We start from the raw sequence: 16,988 nt of genomic DNA, 5'->3' as shown, positions 1-16,988 counted from the left end.
CGTGGCCTTCCGCTCAGCTCGCCGACGGGCGCGCGGCGGACTGCCGCGCCTCGGCCTCGGCCCGCCGGGCGAGCCGGTCACGCAGGCTCTTGGGACGCATGTCGGTCCACACCCGTTCGATGTGGGCGAGGCAGTCCTCCCGGGACCCCTCGACGTCGACGCCGTCCACCCGCACGATCCGCCAACCGACCGGCACATCGCGGCCGACCGCCCAGATCGAGTACTGCTCCTCGTCGTTGATCACGACCGACCAACGGGTGTCCTCGACCGTCATGGTTGTTCTCCGCTCATCACGTTGTGTTGCGTTTCCGATGAAGTGGCGGCCGGTCGCACCGGTCGCGAGGGGATATCTCCGGGGACGAGGATCGCCCGTGCCAACACGTCGGTCACGTCCACGACCGGGACGCGGCCCGCCCGGGCCGGGGCGATCACCGACAGTTCGGTACAGGCCAGCACGACGCAGTCCGGATCACCCGTCCGGCGCGGCAGCAGGCCCTCGATCCAGCGGGCGAACTCCCCGCGCAGCGCCTCGACGGGGTCACCGCGCTTGACCCGATCGATGAAGTCGTCGGTCTCCGCCTGACGGGCCGCGTCCGGGTAGCGGGCGATCGTGTCGGGCGCCAGGTGCGGCTCGTACAGGCGCAGTTCGGCCGTCGCCTCGGTGGCCAGCAGCAGCGGCCGACGCAGCCGGCGGCGGCGCAGCGCGACACCGGTCTCGGCGAGCAGGTCGAAGACGGGTACGCCGACCGCGTCGCACAGCTCGGTCCGGTAGGCGTGTGTGGTCGCCGAGGGGATGGCGATCGCGTCCGCCCCGGCACGCTCCAACCGCTCCACCGTATCGAGCAGTTGCGGCAGCGGGCTCTCACCCCGCCCGAGCAGGTGCTCGATCCGGCTGGGCATCGGTTCGGAGACCAACACCGCCGCCGGGTAGTCGGCGTCGTCGCTCGCGCCGGACAGGCGCAGCAGGCGTTCGTAGAAGTACACGGACGCGAGCGGACCGACGCCGCCGACGATGCCGATGCGTTTCATCAAGGCCCAGCCTCCTCGGGGAACGATGCCGATCCGGCGGGGCCGTCGGGACACAGCGCGGTGTCCACGCCGATGCGCAGCAGCCGGGCGAACTCGGGCACGTGCGGCGGGTTGGCCAGGTCGTGGTGGGTGCCCGGCACCGGCACCACATGCAGCGCGGCATGCGTACGTCGACCCCAACTCGCGGGCACCACGGCTGGGTTGGTCAGCGTCGGGTGCCGCTCGCTCGCGGTGAACAGGTGCAGCGGGGCGCGCACCCGGGTGGTGGAGTGATGGCCCTCGGCGGCACGCCCGTTCGCGGTGAACACATCGATCATCCGGCGCAGCGTGCCGGCGTCGGCGTAGCGGGACAGCCGGTCCCGCGCGGTGAGGTGTCCGGCCAGCAGGGTGAGCACCGCGTCGTCGTCGGCCCGGCTCAGCCCGGAGCGGGTCAGGCCCTGGGTGATGCCGAATCGAGCCAGTTCGCCGGTGTTCGCGTACCACTCCTCGACCTCGTCCTCGCCGAACGCGCGGGCGTCGATCACCCCGACGAACGCGACCGCCTCGCCGGCGGCCTCCAGGAGCGCGGCCATCTCCACCACGACGTTGCCGCCGAAGGACCAACCCGCCAGCAGATAGGGGCCGTTCGGGGCGACCTTGCGGACCTCCTCGACGTAGCGCCGCGCCATCTCCCCCAGGTCGGTCAGCGGGGCGGTGTCGCTGCTGTACCCGATCGCCTCGATCCCGTAGACCGGCCGCCAGTCGCCGAGTTCGCGAACCAGGTGCACGTAGCAGCACACGTCGCCGGACTGCGGGTGTACCAGGAACAGCGGTGGTCCGGGCAGGTGTTCGTCGCCGAGCGGGACCACCAGGTCGGGTCCGTCGGGCGAGGGCTCGGCCAGGGCGGTCGCGGCGGCGGCCAGCCGTTCGATGGTGGGGTTGCGGAAGAGGGTGTGCAGCGGCAGGTCCAGGCCGGTCCGGCGGCGGATCGTCTCGACCAGTTCGACCGCCTTGAGCGAATGGCCGCCGAGTTCGAAGAAGTCCTGATGCACGCCGATCGGGGCCCGACCGAGCACCTCCTCCCACACGCCCAGGAGCCGCATCTCGGCCCGGTTGCGCGGCGTCACCACCGCCTCGCCGGAATGCGGTTCGGGCGCCGGCGGGCGGGCGGCCAGGGCCCGGCGGTCGAGTTTGCCGTGCGCGGTGGTGGGCAGCGCGTCGAGTGCGACGTAGTGGCCCGGGCGCAGGTGCTCGGGCAGTACGTCGGCGATCGCCCGGCGCAGCGCGCGCAGGTCGGGCCGTCCGGCGGCGCCGACCACGTAGGCCACCAACTCGGCGCCGTCCGGCCCCCGGTGCGCCACCACGGCCGCCGCGCGTACCTCCGGGCGGGTCAGCAACGCGGCCTCGACCTCGCCGGGTTCCACCCGCACGCCGCGCACCTTGACCTGGTCGTCTCGGCGGCCGTGGAAGATCAGCCGGCCATGGAAGTCGACCCGGGCCAGGTCCCCGGTGCGGTACCAGCGGCTGCCGGGCGGCCCGTACGGGTCCGGCAGGAAACGCTCGGCGGTGGCGGCCGGCGCGCCCGGGTAACCGATCGAGACACCCGGGCCGCCCAGGTAGAGTTCGCCGATCGCGCCGGTGGGCAGCGGCCGACCGGCGGCGTCCAGGACCAGTGCCCGGGTGCCGGGCAGCGGCGCGCCGATCGGGATCGACCCGGCGTCGAGGTCGGCGTCGGTGATGCGTCGGAACGTGGACGTCATGGTGCACTCGGTGGGCCCGTACTGGTTGACCACCACGATCCCGGTGCCCAGCCGGCGCACCCGGCGCAACACCTCCGCGCTCGGCTCCTCGCCGCTGAGCAGAATCAGCCGCAACCGGCTCGCGGCGGGCGCGGCGTCGGCATCGCCGTCGGCGACCGCGGTCAACACCCCCAGCAGCGACGGCACCACGGACAACAGCGCCGTCACCGCGCACCGGTCGACCGTGGTCAGAATCGCCCTCGGGGCGCGTGCGTGTTCGTCGGCCGGCAGCACCAGGCGGGCGCCGGCGGCGAGGGTGCCGAAGATGTCCCGGATCGCCGCGTCGAAGGAGACGGCGGCCACCTGGAGCACGGTGTCCTCGGCGCCGATCTCGAACTCGGCGGCGAGCAGGCGGAGATACCGGCTCGCCGCCGCGTGGGTGGTGGGCACCGCCTTGGGCAGGCCGGTGGAGCCGGAGGTGAAGGTCACGTAGGCGAGGTCCGCCGGGCCGGCGGGGGAATCCGGAGGGTTGTCGGCCTCGATGGTCGACGCGGACACCACCGCCGACCCGGCGAACCGGTCCGTCGCGTCGCCGGTCGGTGACGCCTCGTCGGTCAGCACCAGGGACGCACCCGCGTGGGTCAGCAACAGCCGGATGCGCTCGTCGGGTTGGCTCGGGTCGAGCGGTACGGCGGCGGCGCCGGTCCGGAACACCGCGAGCAGGCCCACGACCAGCTCGATCGACCGGGGCAGCAGCACGGCGACGAATACGCCGGGCCGGGCGCCGGCCGCCCGCAGCCGCCGGGCCAGGCCGTTCGCGCGCCGGTCCAACCCGGCGTAGGTGACCACCTGTTCGCCGAACTCCAGGGCCGGGGCCGTCGGCCGTTCGGCGGCGCGGGCGGCGACCAGGGTGTGCAGGCAGGCGTCCTGGGACCCGGTGGGCGCGTCGATCGGCAACAGGCCTTGTGCGGCGGCCGGATCGAGCAGTTCGGGTCCCGCCGTCGAGCCGTCCGGGCGGGCGAGGGCCGTGGTGAGCACACGCCGGAAGGTGTCCGCGATGCCGTGCGCGGTCGTGGGGTCGTAGAGCGCCGTGGCGTAGGCCAGCGAACCGGTCAACGTGCCGTCGGGGCGTTCGGTGAGGGTCAGGGCGAGGTCGAACTTCGCGCTGTGATGCGGGACCCGTACGGATTCGGTTCGCACCCCGGGCAGGTCAAGCGCATCGGCCTCGTCCCGGTCGAGCGCGAACATGATCTGGAACAGCGGGTGTCGGCTCAGTTCGCGCTCCGGCCGCAGCTCCTCCACCAACCGCTCGAACGGCAGGTCCTGATGCGCGGTCGCGTCCAGGACGGTGGCCCGCACCTCGCGCACCAGGTCCGCGAACGCGCGCTCCTCCCCGGCGTACGTTCGGAGTACCAGGGTGTTGACGAACGGGCCAATTGCATCGGCCAGTTCGGGATACTGGCGACCGCGACCCGCCGTCGGGGACCCGAGCACGACGTCCGTACTCCCGGAGAGCCGGGCCGCGGTGACCGCGAACGCGGCGCACAGGATCACAAACGGCGTGGCCCCCAGCTCGCGCGCCACCTCGGCCGTACGCCGCGCGACAGTCTCCGGCAGCTCGAAGTCGACCGAGGCGCCCTTCTCGTCGAACATCGCCGGTCGGCGTCGGTCGCCGGGGATCTCGGTGGCGGTCGCTCCGGCCAACTTCTCGCGCCAATAGGCGAGATCAGCCGCGCCTCGGGTGGTGTCGGCACGCTCCCACGCGGCGAAGTCGGCATATTGCAGCGGCGGTCGAGCAGGCTCGGGCGGCATCGATACCGACGCCGATACCGACCCGGATCCGGACTCGAACCCGGCGAGCGCCCGATACCCGGCACCGACCTCCGCCCAGAACAGCGGCAACGACCAACCGTCGACCACCGCGTGGTGCATGACCACCACCAACAGGTGGTCCTCGGCGCCGATCCGGATCGGCGTGGCCCGGAACAGCGGCCCGCGCGCCAGGTCGAACGGCTCGGCGCAGCGCCGCCGCGCCTCGGCGAGCGCCGCCGCTTCCGCGTCGCCCGGATCCGCCGTACCCGGGTCGTACACCTCGTCCCACGGCGCCCACACCGGGTCGGTCACCTGTACGGGGCCGTCGGGGCCGGCCGTGAACCGCCCGCGCAGCACGTCGTGTCGGGTCAGGACCCCCTCGACGGCCCGACGCAGCAGGGCCGGGTCCACCCTGCCGCGCAGCCGCAGCACGGACGCCACGTTGTAGTCGGCGCGATCCGGGCGCAGCCGGTCCAGGAACCACAGTCGCCGCTGGAGGAACGACAGCGGCGCCGGGCCCGGTTCGGCGCGCCGAGGGATGCGCTCGACGGGCCGCTCCGGGTCGAGCGCGGCGGCGAACTCGCGCACCGTGGGCCGGTCGAAGACCAGTCGCACGGGCGCCTCCACCGCCAACTCCTCGCGTAGCGCGGCAACCAGGCGCGCCGCGCGCAGCGAGTGCCCGCCCAGTGCGAAGAAGTCGTCGTGCGCGCCGACCCGTTCGACGTCCAGGACCCGCGCCCACACCTCGGCGATCCGCGACTCCCGCTCGCCGACGGGCGCGACATACGCGGCGCTCGTCCGGGGTGGGGGCGGGTCGGGCAGCGCGCGGCGGTCGAGCTTGCCGTTCGGCGTCAGCGGCAACTCGTCGAGTTCGACGATCAGCGGCGGCACCAGGTATTCCGGCAGGCTCTCCCGCAACCACTCCCGGGCGAGCACGCCGGGGTCCCGGTCGTCGTGGCCGGCGCGGCGCACCAGGTAGCCGACGAGCACGCGGTCCAGCCCCTCGCCGTGCACCCGCACCGCCGCACGGGTGATGTCGGGGTGGGCCAGCAGGCGGGCCTCGATCTCGCCGGGCTCGATGCGATGGCCCCGGATCTTGACCTGGTGGTCGGCCCGGCCGAGGAAGTGCAGCCGGCCGTCGGGGCGGTAGCGGACCAGGTCACCGGTGCGGTACATCCGGGCCCCGGCACGGCCGGCGCCCGCCGCGAACGGATCGGGCAGCAGCCGCTCGGCGGTCCGGCCGGGGTCGGCGGCGTAGCCGCGCGCCAGACCGAGGCCGCCGATGTACAGCTCGCCGACCACGCCGATGGGCACGACGGCGAGACGGTTGTCGAGCACGTACAGCGACGTGTTCAGCAGCGGGCGGCCGAGCGGTGGGGCGGCCGGGTCGGGGGTGCCCACGCCGGGCGTGGCGGGGGTGTACTCCACGAGGTGTGCGGCGGACCAGATGGTGGTTTCGGTCGGGCCGTACACGTTCCACAGGCGCGCCACCCGTGCACGGATGCGCTCGGCGAGCGGTCCCGGCAGTGCCTCGCCGCCGCACAGCGCCCGGATCTCGCCGCCGGGCCAGCCCGCGTCCAGCAACATCGCCCAGCCGGCGGGGGTGGCCTGGACCACGGTGGCGCCGGCGTCGGTCAGCGCGGCGCCGAGCCGGCCGCCGTCCGTGAGCACCGCCTGCGGGAGCACCTGGACCCGGGCGCCGGCCGCGAGCGGGACGAGCAGTTCCAGCACCGCGATATCGAACGAGACGGTGGTCAGCGCGCCGACCACGGACGATCCGTCCAGGGACAGGCGTTCGATCATGTCCCGGGCGACGTTGGCCACGCCCCGGTGGGTCACCATGACACCCTTGGGCCGACCGGTGGAGCCGGAGGTGTGGATCAGGTAGGCCACCTGGTCCGGGTCGGGTGCGGCGGCGGTCGGGCGCGGGGCCGCCGCGTGGTCGGGGACGGTGTCGAGGTCGAGCACCGGCACCCCGAAGTCGGCCCAGGGCATGGTCCGCGCGGTGGCGGCGTGGGTGAGTACCAGTCGGGTCTCGCTGTCCGCGAGGAGGGCGCCGATTCGGGCCGTGGCGTGGCTCGGGTCGATCGGCAGGTAACTTCCGCCCGCGCGCAGCACGCCGAGCAGCGCGATGACCAGGTCCACGGAACGGTCCAGGCAGACCGCGACCACACCCTCGGGCGGCAGGCCCAGGGCTTCGAGCCGGGCGGCCAACCGGTCGGCTTGGCCCATCAGTTCGGCGTAGCTCACCGTACGCTCGCCGCAGCCGAGCGCGATCGCCTCCGGGGTGCGTCGGGCCTGCTCGGCGATCAGTTCGGGCAGCGTGGCGCCGTCCGGGTCGCGGACCTCGCCGCGTCCCCACTCGTGGACGAGGGTGGCCAATTCGGCCGGGTCGGCGAGCGGAAGCCGGGCGGGGGGCAGGTCCGGGTAGGCGGTGGCCGTGTGCATGAGGCGGATGTAACCGGCGGCCAGGCGATGGATGGTCGCGGACTCGAAGAGATCCGGGTCGAAGACGATCGATCCGGTGATCGGGGCTTCGGGCCCGGCCTCGGTCAGGGTGAGCGCGAGGTCGAACTTCGATGTGGTGACCGGCAGCGGCACGGGACGCAGGCGCGGGCCCGACCGGGTTTGCGCATCCGGCGCGGACTCGTGCTGGTGTGCGAACAGCACCTGGAACAGCGGGTTTCGGCTCAGGTCACGGCGGGGGTGGAGGTGTTCGACCAGGTGCGCGAAGGGCAGGCGCTGGTGGGCGTACGCGCCGAGCGCGGTCTCGCGGACCCGACCGATCAGGTCGACGAAGCTCGGCGAGTCGGCCAGTTCGGTGCGCAGCACCACGGTGTTCACGAACGTGCCGAGCATCGCCTCCAGCTCGGGGCGATCCCGCCCGGCGACCGGGGTGCCGACCGCGATGTCGGTCTGCCCGCCGAGCAGGGCGAGTTGCGCCTTGAAGCCGGCGAGCAGGGTCATGAACGGCGTCGCGCCGTGTCGTACGGACAACGCGCGCACCCGATCGACGGTCGCGGTGGGCAGGGTGAAGCGCACCTCGGCGCCGGCGCGCTCGCTCGCGGCGGGCCGGGGATGGTCGGTGGGCAGCGTGAGTTCGGGCAGCCCGGCCAGTCGTTCGGCCCAGTAGCGCAGGTCGGCGGTCTCGGTCTCGGCGGCGCGGGCGCGCTGCCAGGCGGCGAAGTCGGTGTACTGCCGGGCCGGCGGATCCTCGGGCAGCGGCCGGCGGGCGCGGGCGGCGGCGTAGAGACGTGCCAGTTCGTCCCAGGTCCGGGCCATGGCCGGCCCATCGGTGGCGATGTGGTGCACCGTCAGCAGCACCAGCGCGGAACGGTCGACGCAGCGCAGCACGGCCGCGCGCAGGGGCAGTTCGCCGGCCAGGTCGAACGGCCGGTCGGCGAGGCCGGCGACCCTTCGGGCGAGGCGGCGCAGGGCGTCGGGGTCGGCCGGGTCGCCGAGTTCGGTGCCGTCGACCGTCTCGATCGACACCGGGCCCGCGGGACGGAGCACGGGCCGGGGCAGGCCGTCGACCTCGGTGAAGACGGTCCGCAATACCTCGTACCGGGCGACCAGCGCGGTGAGTGCCCGGCCGAACGCGTCCGGGTCGAACTCGTCCCGGAACCACATGCATTGCGGCACGTTGTATTCCGGGGCCCGGCCCAGGACGCGGTCGACCAGCCAGACCCGTTCCTGCTCGAACGAGGCCACGATCGGGGCGTCGGCCGGACGCCGGGGCAACGATCCCGAGTACGTGTCCGACGAATCGGGCCCGGGACCGGCCAGCCGCGCCCGGGCCGCGCGCAGTCGTTCCACCAGGCGCGGGTCACGCGCACCGGTCCGCTCAGTCATCGCAGCCCCCGGCGGGCATGTCGCCGTCGGTCGGTTCGCCGAGCAGTTCGGCCTCGATGGCGGCGGCGAACCCCGCGATCGTCGGATGCTCGAAGAGCAGCACCAGCGGCAGTTCCGCGTCCAGGGCGCGGCGCAGTCGGGAGACGATCCGGGTGGCCAGAAGCGAATGACCCCCCAGGGCGAAAAAGTTGGCGTCGGCGTCGTCGGCGGCCAGGAATTGCGCCCAGACCTCGGCGACCAGGAGTTCCGCGTCGGTCTCGGGGGCGCGGATCGGGCCGGGTGACGGGGCCGGTCGGGCGTCCCGGTCCGGTGCGGGCAGTCGTTTGCGGTCCACCTTGCCGTTCGGGCTCAGCGGCAGTGCGTCCAGCAGGGTCAGGCGGGTGGGCACCAGATACGGCGGCAGCCGTTCGCCCAGATAGGCGCGTACGTGTTCGGGCTCGGGGCGGGTGCCGGCGGCGGCCACGAGGTAGGCGAGCAGACGGTGGTCGCCGGGCGTGGGCTCCCACTTGGTGACCACCGCATCGGCGATGTCCGGGTGTGCGACCAACATGGCCTCGATCTCCCCGAGTTCGACCCGGATGCCGCGAATCTTGACCTGATGGTCGACCCGGCCCAGGAACAGCAGTTCGCCGTCCGGGCGGCGGATCGCCCGGTCGCCGGTCCGGTACAGCCGCTCCCCCGGGACGTCCGGGTCGGGTACGAACGCCTCGGCGGTGCGCCGCGGGTCGTTCCAGTAGCCGCGCGCCAAACCCGGTCCACCGACGTGCAGTTCCCCCTCGACGCCGACCGGGACCGGCCGCAGGTCGGCGTCCAGGACGTGCACCCTGTAGTTGTCCAGGGGCAGGCCGATCGGCACCGTGTCGGCTTTCGCGTCCTCGGGGCCGCAGACGTGGTGGGTGGCGTCGATGGATGCCTCGGTCGGGCCCCACTGGTTGTGCAACCGGGCACCCCGCGCGTCCAGATGCGTTCGGAAGCGGGCCACCAGGTCCGGGCGCAACGCCTCGCCGCTGGAGACCACGACCCGCAGCCGGTCGAGTCCCACGGGCCCGACGGCATCGAGTTCGTCGAGGAACAGGCCGAGCATGCTGGGGACGAACTGGAGCACCGCGACCTCGTGTTCGACGGCCGCGCGCAGAATCTCCCGGGGGTCGCGGTGCAGGCCGGGTTCGAGCATGACCACGGTGCCGCCGACCAGCCACGGCCAGAACAGCTCCACCGCGGAGTCGTCGAAGCTGAGCACCGTCTTGTGCAACACCCGGTCGCCGACGGCCAGACCGTGGCGGCGGTGCATCCACCACATGCGGTTGACCCAGCCCCGGTGCGGGTTGGCCACGCCCTTGGGCTTACCGGTCGAGCCGGAGGTGTAGTAGATCGAGACCAGGTCGTCGGGGTCGACACGGACGTCGGGCGGGGTGTCCGACCGGGCGTCGGGCGGGACCTCCGACCGGGCGTCGGGTGCGGTCGAGTCGACCGTGATGGTACGGATCCCGGCGTCGGCCGGCAGCGCGTCGCCCGCCGAGGCGTCGACCACGCAGATGTCCGTGCCCGCCTCGTCGAGGAGTTGTCGGGCGCGGGCCGGGGGCAGGTCGGGGTCGAGCGGTAGGTAGGCGCCGCCTGCCTTGAGGATCCCGAGCAGCGCGACGGCCAGGTCCGAGCCCCGGTCCAGGCGCAGGCCGACCGGAAGGCCGGGGCGGACGCCGTGTGCCACGAGCCGGTGCGCGAATCGGTTGGCGCGGCGGTCGAGTTCTGCGTAGTCGAGGGCCTCCCGCCCGGCGATCACGGCCGCGGTGTGCGGGGTGCGGCGGGCCTGCCGGGTGAACAGGTCGTGCAGGCAGTGGTCGAGGTCGTGGTCGACGGCGGTGTCGTTCCATCGGACATACGGCGAGGCGCCGGCCTCGGGGTCGCCCGCAGCCGCATGCCGGGCATCGCCGGTCGCGGGGGGCGTGAGGGCCTCGGCCCGGTCGGGCGCGGACCCGAGGGCGTCGGGCGCCCCGAGGCGGGCTTGCCGGCCGAGGCCGCCCACCGGCGCGTGCGGTCGCTCGACCAGCGCCGCGAGGAGCTGGACATAGTCGCGGGCCAGCCGTTCGATCGTGGCGGGGTCGAACAGGTCGGTGGCGTAGTAGACGCTGCCCAGATACGTGTCCCCTCGCTCGGCGACGGCGATCTCCAGGTCGAGCTTGGCGGCGCGGAACGGCACCGGGTGCGGTGCGACCCCGAGTTCCCCCCAGTCGGCGGGGGCGGGGTTGACGTCCGCCATCGAGAACATCAGCTGGAACAGCGGGTTGCGGCCGAGGTCGCGCTCCGGCCTCAGTTCGTCGACGAGTTGCTCGAACGGCAGGTCCTGGTGCGAGTAGGCCGCGGCCGCGTCGGCGCGGGTGCGGGCGATCAGGTCGGCGAAGCCCAGTGCGGGATCGAGATCGGCACGCAGGACCAATGTGTTGACGAACAGACCGATCAGACCGTCGAGTTCGGGGCGGCCGCGCCCGGCGACGGGGGTGCCGACGGCGATGTCGCGGACCCCGGTGCGCCGCGCGACGAGCACCTGGAAGGCGGTGAGCAGGGTGATGAACGGCGTGCTCTCGTGTGTCCGGCTCAGGTCGAGGAGTCGGCGGCGCAGGTCGGCGGGAATCTCGAAGTCGAACTGCTCGCCCCGGCCGGACATGACGGGCGGCCGCGGGCGGTCGCCGGGCAGTTCCACCGAGGTCAGTCCGGCCAGGTGGCTGCGCCAGTAGTCGGCCTGGGCCCGCCGGGCCGGGTCCGCCGCCGCGCCGCTCTCCCAGGCCGCGTAGTCGGCGTAGCGCAGTGCCGGCGGGTCCGGTTCGTGCCGCGCGCCCAGCCGGTATCGGTCGGCCAGTTCGCGGCACAACACCTCGCTGGACCAGCCGTCGGTGGCGATGTGGTGTACGACCAGGAAGAGGATGTGGTCGTCGTCGGCCAACCGAACCAGCAGCGTGCGCAACGGAGGTGCGGCGGCGAGGTCGAACGGGCGGCCGAGGTCGTCGGCGATCGCCGCGTCGGCGGCGGGCAGCGCCTGCTCGATCGGCAGTGTGCGCAGGTCGAGCTCGCGCGGCACGATCGGCGCGGCAGGTTCGACGAGTTGGTGTGCCTCGTCGTCGCGGAGCACATAGCGGGTGCGGAGGATGTCGTGCCGGGCGACCAGCCCGGTGAGCGCGGTGCGCAGCCGATCCGGGTCCAGCGGGCCGGTCAGGCGCAAGGCGACGGGCAGGTTGTAGTCCGGTCGGTTCGGCCAGAGTTGGTCGAGGAACCACAATCGGCGCTGGGCGAAAGACAGCGGCACGAGGTCGTCGGCGGTGGTGGTGCGCGGGATGGTGTGCTCATCGGCGTCGCGGTCGTGATCGGGCCCGGTGAGCCGGAGCCGTGCCTCGGTGGGCAGCCCGGCCAGGAACGCGGCGGGCGTCGGGTGGCGGAAGACGTTCTTGACCGGCACCTCGATCGTGTGGTCCGCGCGCAGCCGGCCGACGAGGCGGATCGCCGCCAGGGAGTTTCCGCCGAGTTCGAAGAAGCTGTCATCGAGGCGCACTTCGGGCACGTCGAGGGTGCGGGCGTACAGCGCGCACAGGGCCCGTTCCTCGGCCGTGCGCGGGGGGCGGGAGGGGTCGGCGAGGTCGAGCGCGGGCAGCGCCGCCTCGTCAACGGTGCCGGACGCGGTGCGCGGGAGGGCGGGCAGCGGGACCAGGGCGGCCGGCACCAGGTGCGCGGGCAGCCGATCGGCCAGGAACGCGACGAGTGCGTCGCCGAGTTCCGTGTGGCTGGGGGCCGGCACCAGGTAGCCGACCAGGATCTCGCCGAGGTGTTCGTCGTCGCGGCGCACCACCACGGCCTCGGCCACCCCGGCGTGTTCGGTCAGCGCCGCCTCGATCTCGGCGGGCTCGATCCGCCGTCCACCCTGGCGCAGTTGCCGGTCGCGGCGGCCCACGTGGTCCGCGCTGCCGTCGGCGCGGCGGTGGAAGAGGTCGCCGGTGCGGTACATCCGCGACCCGGGTGGGCCGTACGGGTCGGGGACGAAGCGCTCGGCGGTGAGTGCGGGTCGGCCCAGGTAGCCGGACGCGATCCCGGGTTCGGCCAGGCACAGTTCGCCGATCATGCCGATGCCGACGAGGGTGCCGGTCTCGTCCACGAGCCGGGCTCTGGGGCCACCGGCGGCCGGTGCGGCCGGAGGATCCGGTTCGCGCACGGTGTCCATGCCGACACCGCGCAGCAGCCGGGCCCACAGCGGATACGGGCCGTCCTCGTCGGTGGGTCCGGAGGCGCGCAGGATCGGCTCGCCCGGGTGGTCCGGGGCGGTGAGCAGGTCGCGGTGGCTCGTGCACACGCCGACGAGGGCGCCGGTGGAGTCGCTCGTATAGGCGATGCAGGCGATCCGGTCGGGGTCGATCTCGACGGGCGCCGAGCCGGTGGGTGCCGCCGCCCCCGCGTGGATCGTGTCGGCCACCCGCAGGACACGGGTTTCGGGGCCGACCAGGGCGCGGACCCGTGCCGCCCGCTCGGGGTGGTCGACCAGTACGGTGCCGGCGCCGCTGTCGGCGAGGATCGTGGCCAGGCGCTGGTCGGGCAGGTCCGGGTCGAGCGGCACGTACGTCCCGCCGGCCTCGATCACGCCGACGGTCGCGGTCACCGCCTCGACGCCGGGTTCCAGGAGCAGCGCGACGGGTGCGTCGACGTCGTTCAGGCCATCCGCGAGGGCCCTGGCGCGTTGGGCCAACTCTCGGTACGTCAGCACGTCTTCGCCGACGGCCGACGCCTCGGGGTGTGCGGCGACCCGGGCGTGGAAGGCGGCGGTCAGGGTGTCGTGTTCCGGGTGGGCGGCCGGCTCGGTCGGGCGCAGGTCCGCGAGTTCGGCGTCGTCTAGGATGGTGAGCGCGCCGAGCGGGCGGTGCGGGTGGGCGACGGCCTCGCGCAGGAGGCGGACCAGTCGGTCGGCCATGCGCCGGACGGTGTCCCGGTCGAACAGGTCGGTGGCGTACTCCACGGTGGCGTCGATGCGGTCCGGGCGGCCCGTCTCGGTGCGGTGCGGGAAGAGGTGGAACGCGAGGTCGAACTTGGCGGATCGGGTGTTGGCCAGGGTCCACGGGTCGGCCAGTCCGGGCAGTCCGGTGATCGCGTCGGGGGTGTTCAGCAGGCCGAGCGAGACCTGGAAGATCGGGTGCCGGGACAGGCTGCGGACCGGGTTGAGTTTCTCGACGAGCAGGTCGAACGGGACGTCCTGGTGCGCGTAGGCGGGTAGCCAGGACCGGTCCACCCTGGCGAGGAGTTCGGCGAAGGTGGGGTCGCCGGAGGTGTCCGTGCGCAGCACCACGGTGTTGACGAAGAAGCCGATCAGGTCGTCGAGGACGGCGTCCGCGCGGCCCGCGATGGGGCTGCCCACCACGATGTCCTCGCCCGCGCCGAGTCGGGTGAGCAGGCCGGCCAGGCCGGCGTGCAGCGCGACGAACAGCGTGGTGTGCGCGGAGCGGGCCAGGTCGTCCAGGGCCGTGCACAGGTCGGCGGGTAGTTCGAAGGCGTGCACGTCGCCCGCGTGACCGGCCACGATCGGGCGCGGACGATCGGTGGGCAGCGTCAGTCCGGCCGGGGCATCGGCCAACCGCTCCGTCCAGTAGGCGAGTTGTCTGCCCAGCGGACTGTCCGGGTCGTTCTCGTCGCCCAGGTGTTCACGCTGCCACGCGGCGTAGTCGCGGTATTGCAGCGGCAGCGGCGGGATGTCGGGCCGGGTGCCGCGGATTCGGGCGGCGTAGGCCCGGCCGAGGTCGCGGGTGAGCGTGGTGAGCGACCAGCCGTCGGCGCTGATGTGGTGGACCACCACGAGCAGCAGGCTCTCGTGCGGGGTTCGGATCAGCTCGGCCCGGATCGGCAGCCGGGTGGTCAGGTCGAACGGCGCCCGCGCGGCGCGGGTGATCTCCGCGTCCACGGCGTCGGCCGCACAGTCGGTGACGGGGATACGCACCCCGAACTCGTCGATGTCGAGGATGTGTTGGTGCGGTACGTCGTCGTGTTGTACCGGGAAGACCGTGCGCAGACTCTCGTGACGTTCGATCACATCGCGCAGCGCGGCCCGCAGGGCTCCGAGGTCGGGCTCGGTGTGCAGGCGGAACAGCAGCGGGATGTGGTAGTCCGGGTTGGCGCTGCCCTCCAGGCGGTTGACCAGCCACAACCGCCGCTGGGCGAAGGACAGCGGGATGACGTCGGGGCGTGGCCGGGGGGCCGGCGGCGGGCGTTCGGCGGTCCGGGCCTGGGCCGCCGCGTCCAGCCGGAGTGCGAGTGCGGCCGGGGTCGGCGCCTCGAACACGTCGACCACCCGCAGGAGTCCGGCTCCGGCGGCGGCGATCCGGGCGACCGCACGGGTCGCGAGCAGCGAGTGGCCGCCGAGTTCGATGAAGTTGTCGTCGATGCCGACCCGGTCGAGGCCGAGCAGGTCGGCGAACACCTCGCACAGCAGTTCCTCGACGGCCGAACGCGGTGCACGGCCGTCGACGGCGTGCGTCGGGGCGGGTAGCGCGGCCGAGTCCACCTTCCCGTTGGGCGTCAGCGGCAGGGCATCCAGAACCACACAGTCCGTCGGCACCATGTAGGCGGGCAGGGTGGCGGCCAACTCCCCCAACACCGACCGACCCCAACCCGGGTCGCCGGGCCTCGGGTTCGCGTCGCCGGTCGAAGTGTCCCGGCGTGGGACCAGGTAGGCGACGATCGTCTTGTCGCCGTGTGCGTCCGGCACGGCCAGCACCGCGGCGCCCGCGACGTCGGGGCGCAGGACGAGGCGGCTCTCGATCTCGCCGAGTTCGATGCGGAAGCCGCGTACCTTGACCTGGCGGTCGCGGCGGCCGACGAATTCGAGCAGGCCGTCCGGCCGCCGGCGCACGATGTCGCCGGTGCGGTACATCCGCGCGCCGCCGCCGGCGAACGGGTCGGGTACGAACCGGTCGGCGGTGATCCCGGGGCGGCCCCGGTAACCGCGCGCGACGCCCCGCCCGCCCAGGCACAGTTCGCCGTCCGCTCCGGTCTCGACCGGGTCCAGCCGCTCGTCCACGACGTAGGTGCGCACGCCCGCCATCGCCGAGCCGATCGGCACGGGCGCTCCCACCGGCTCGGTCGGCACATGGAACGCGGCGAAGATGGTGCCCTCGGTGGGCCCGTAGACGTTGACCACGGTGCCCGCACCGCCCGCCCGCAACGCGCGCGAGACGGCGAGCGGGGAGGCCGCCTCGCCGCCCATCCACACCTGGCCGATGCCCGCGAAGACCGCCGGATCCTGCTCGACCATCACGTTGAACAGGGAGGTCGTGACGAACGCGCAGGTGACGCCCTCCTCCTTGATCAGGCGCGCGACCACGCCCGCGTCCACCTCGCCGGGCGGGGCCACCACCACCCGGCCGCCGCGAAGCAGCGGCATCCAGATCTCGAACACCGACGCGTCGAACGCCAGCGGCGAATACTGGAGCACCCGCCGGTCCAGTCCGTCCGACCAGCACGGATCGGCCGCGAACGCGACCAGGTCGCGGTGTTCGACCTCGACGCCCTTGGGCACGCCGGTGGAGCCGGAGGTGTGGATCACGTACGCGAGCCGACGCGGCGATCGAGGGCGCGCGGGTCCCTCCGCCATGGATCCGGGCGGCGAGACGGGTACGGTCGCCACGGGCCCCGGCGGCGCCACGGCGTCCGCGAAGCACACCACGTCCACCCACTCGGCGCAGAACTCGCGGACCCGCGCCGCCCGTTCGGCGGTGTCCACCAGGACGAGGCCGATACCGCACTCGTCCAGGATCAGCCGCAACCGGGCCGCCGGCGAGCGGATGTCCAGTGGTACATAGGGGCGTCCCGCCTTGACCGTGCCGACCATGGCGGCGACGACGTCGACGCCCCGGTCCATGAACACGCCGACCGGCGCCTCGTCGGCCAGTTCCGGCCCGCACACCTCGCAGTCGTCGACCAGATGGGTGTCCGCACCGCGAGCCTCCAGGAACCGGCGTACCGCGTCGGAGGATTCGTCGAGTTCGCGGTAGTCGACCACCCGCTCCGCGCAGGTGATCGCGGTCGCGTCCGGGTGTTCGGCGACGCGCGCCGCGAACACCCCCACCAGGTCGTCCGGTTCCCGCGACGCGTGATCGTCCGGTTCCCGCGAGGCGTGCGACAACGCAGTTCTCCCATCGCCGATCCGGGCCCGGGACGGGATGCCCGGGGCCGACGTGCGCATACGCGTGTGCTCGGTGGATTCAGGGGGTTGGATGGGTTCCGGGGTCCGGTCACCCGTCCGGCCCGCACCGGCGATGACGCATGCGGACCACCATCGACCGGCGGCCGGGAGGGCGAAAGTGTTGCCCTGTTGCCCGTTCGAGGAAACACCTCCCCACGTGCGACGGCGCGCCCAGTCACGGCTCCCACGAGGACTTTCGCCGTGCCGCGGGCCGGCACGACGGGCCGCCCGACGCGGCGCTGTTTCCTCGTTTGGGCAACAGGGCAACACTTTCGCCCCTCGGGGCCCTCGCCGATGGTGGACGCCATGCCCGTGCGACGGCACGTGCGGCGTCATGGGGGATCGTTCTGCGGCCCACGCGCGGGATTTCG

General features: G+C 73.5%; 4 protein-coding genes. All 4 read right to left on the bottom strand.

Translation table 11 applies throughout. The features are described from left to right. Window positions 1-13 precede the first annotated feature (13 nt). The 4 genes from ACMXN5_RS41910 to ACMXN5_RS41895 are packed head-to-tail and all read right to left on the bottom strand — an operon-like array spanning window position 14 to window position 16,557. Complete coding sequence (locus ACMXN5_RS41910; RefSeq protein ID WP_380032525.1) at window positions 14-274, bottom strand: MbtH family protein; 261 nt, start codon at window positions 272-274, stop codon at window positions 14-16. Continuing rightward, a complete protein-coding gene (locus ACMXN5_RS41905) occupies window positions 271-1,029 on the bottom strand; it encodes an aspartate/glutamate racemase family protein (protein ID WP_439680120.1) in 759 nt (252 codons plus the stop codon). Before ACMXN5_RS41905 ends, ACMXN5_RS41910 begins: the two co-directional genes overlap by 4 nt. Continuing rightward, on the bottom strand, window positions 1,029-8,411 hold the full coding sequence (locus ACMXN5_RS41900; protein WP_439680119.1) for an amino acid adenylation domain-containing protein: 7,383 nt from the start codon (window positions 8,409-8,411) through the stop codon (window positions 1,029-1,031). Before ACMXN5_RS41900 ends, ACMXN5_RS41905 begins: the two co-directional genes overlap by 1 nt. After that, on the bottom strand, window positions 8,404-16,557 hold the full coding sequence (locus ACMXN5_RS41895; protein ID WP_439680118.1) for an amino acid adenylation domain-containing protein: 8,154 nt from the start codon (window positions 16,555-16,557) through the stop codon (window positions 8,404-8,406). Before ACMXN5_RS41895 ends, ACMXN5_RS41900 begins: the two co-directional genes overlap by 8 nt. Window positions 16,558-16,988: the final 431 nt, after the last annotated feature.

The organism is Embleya australiensis (assembly GCF_051903075.1).
GTDB lineage: Bacteria > Actinomycetota > Actinomycetes > Streptomycetales > Streptomycetaceae > Embleya.
The sequence above is the reverse complement of the archived record's forward strand: the minus strand, read 5'-3'. Positions and strand labels throughout refer to the sequence as shown.

Coding starts and splice junctions, on each gene's coding strand:
- ACMXN5_RS41900 (WP_439680119.1), bottom strand. CDS start 8,411: ATGACTGAGCGGACCGGTGCGCGTGACCCGCGCCTGGTGGAACGACTG.
- ACMXN5_RS41910 (WP_380032525.1), bottom strand. CDS start 274: ATGACGGTCGAGGACACCCGTTGGTCGGTCGTGATCAACGACGAGGAG.
- ACMXN5_RS41905 (WP_439680120.1), bottom strand. CDS start 1,029: ATGAAACGCATCGGCATCGTCGGCGGCGTCGGTCCGCTCGCGTCCGTG.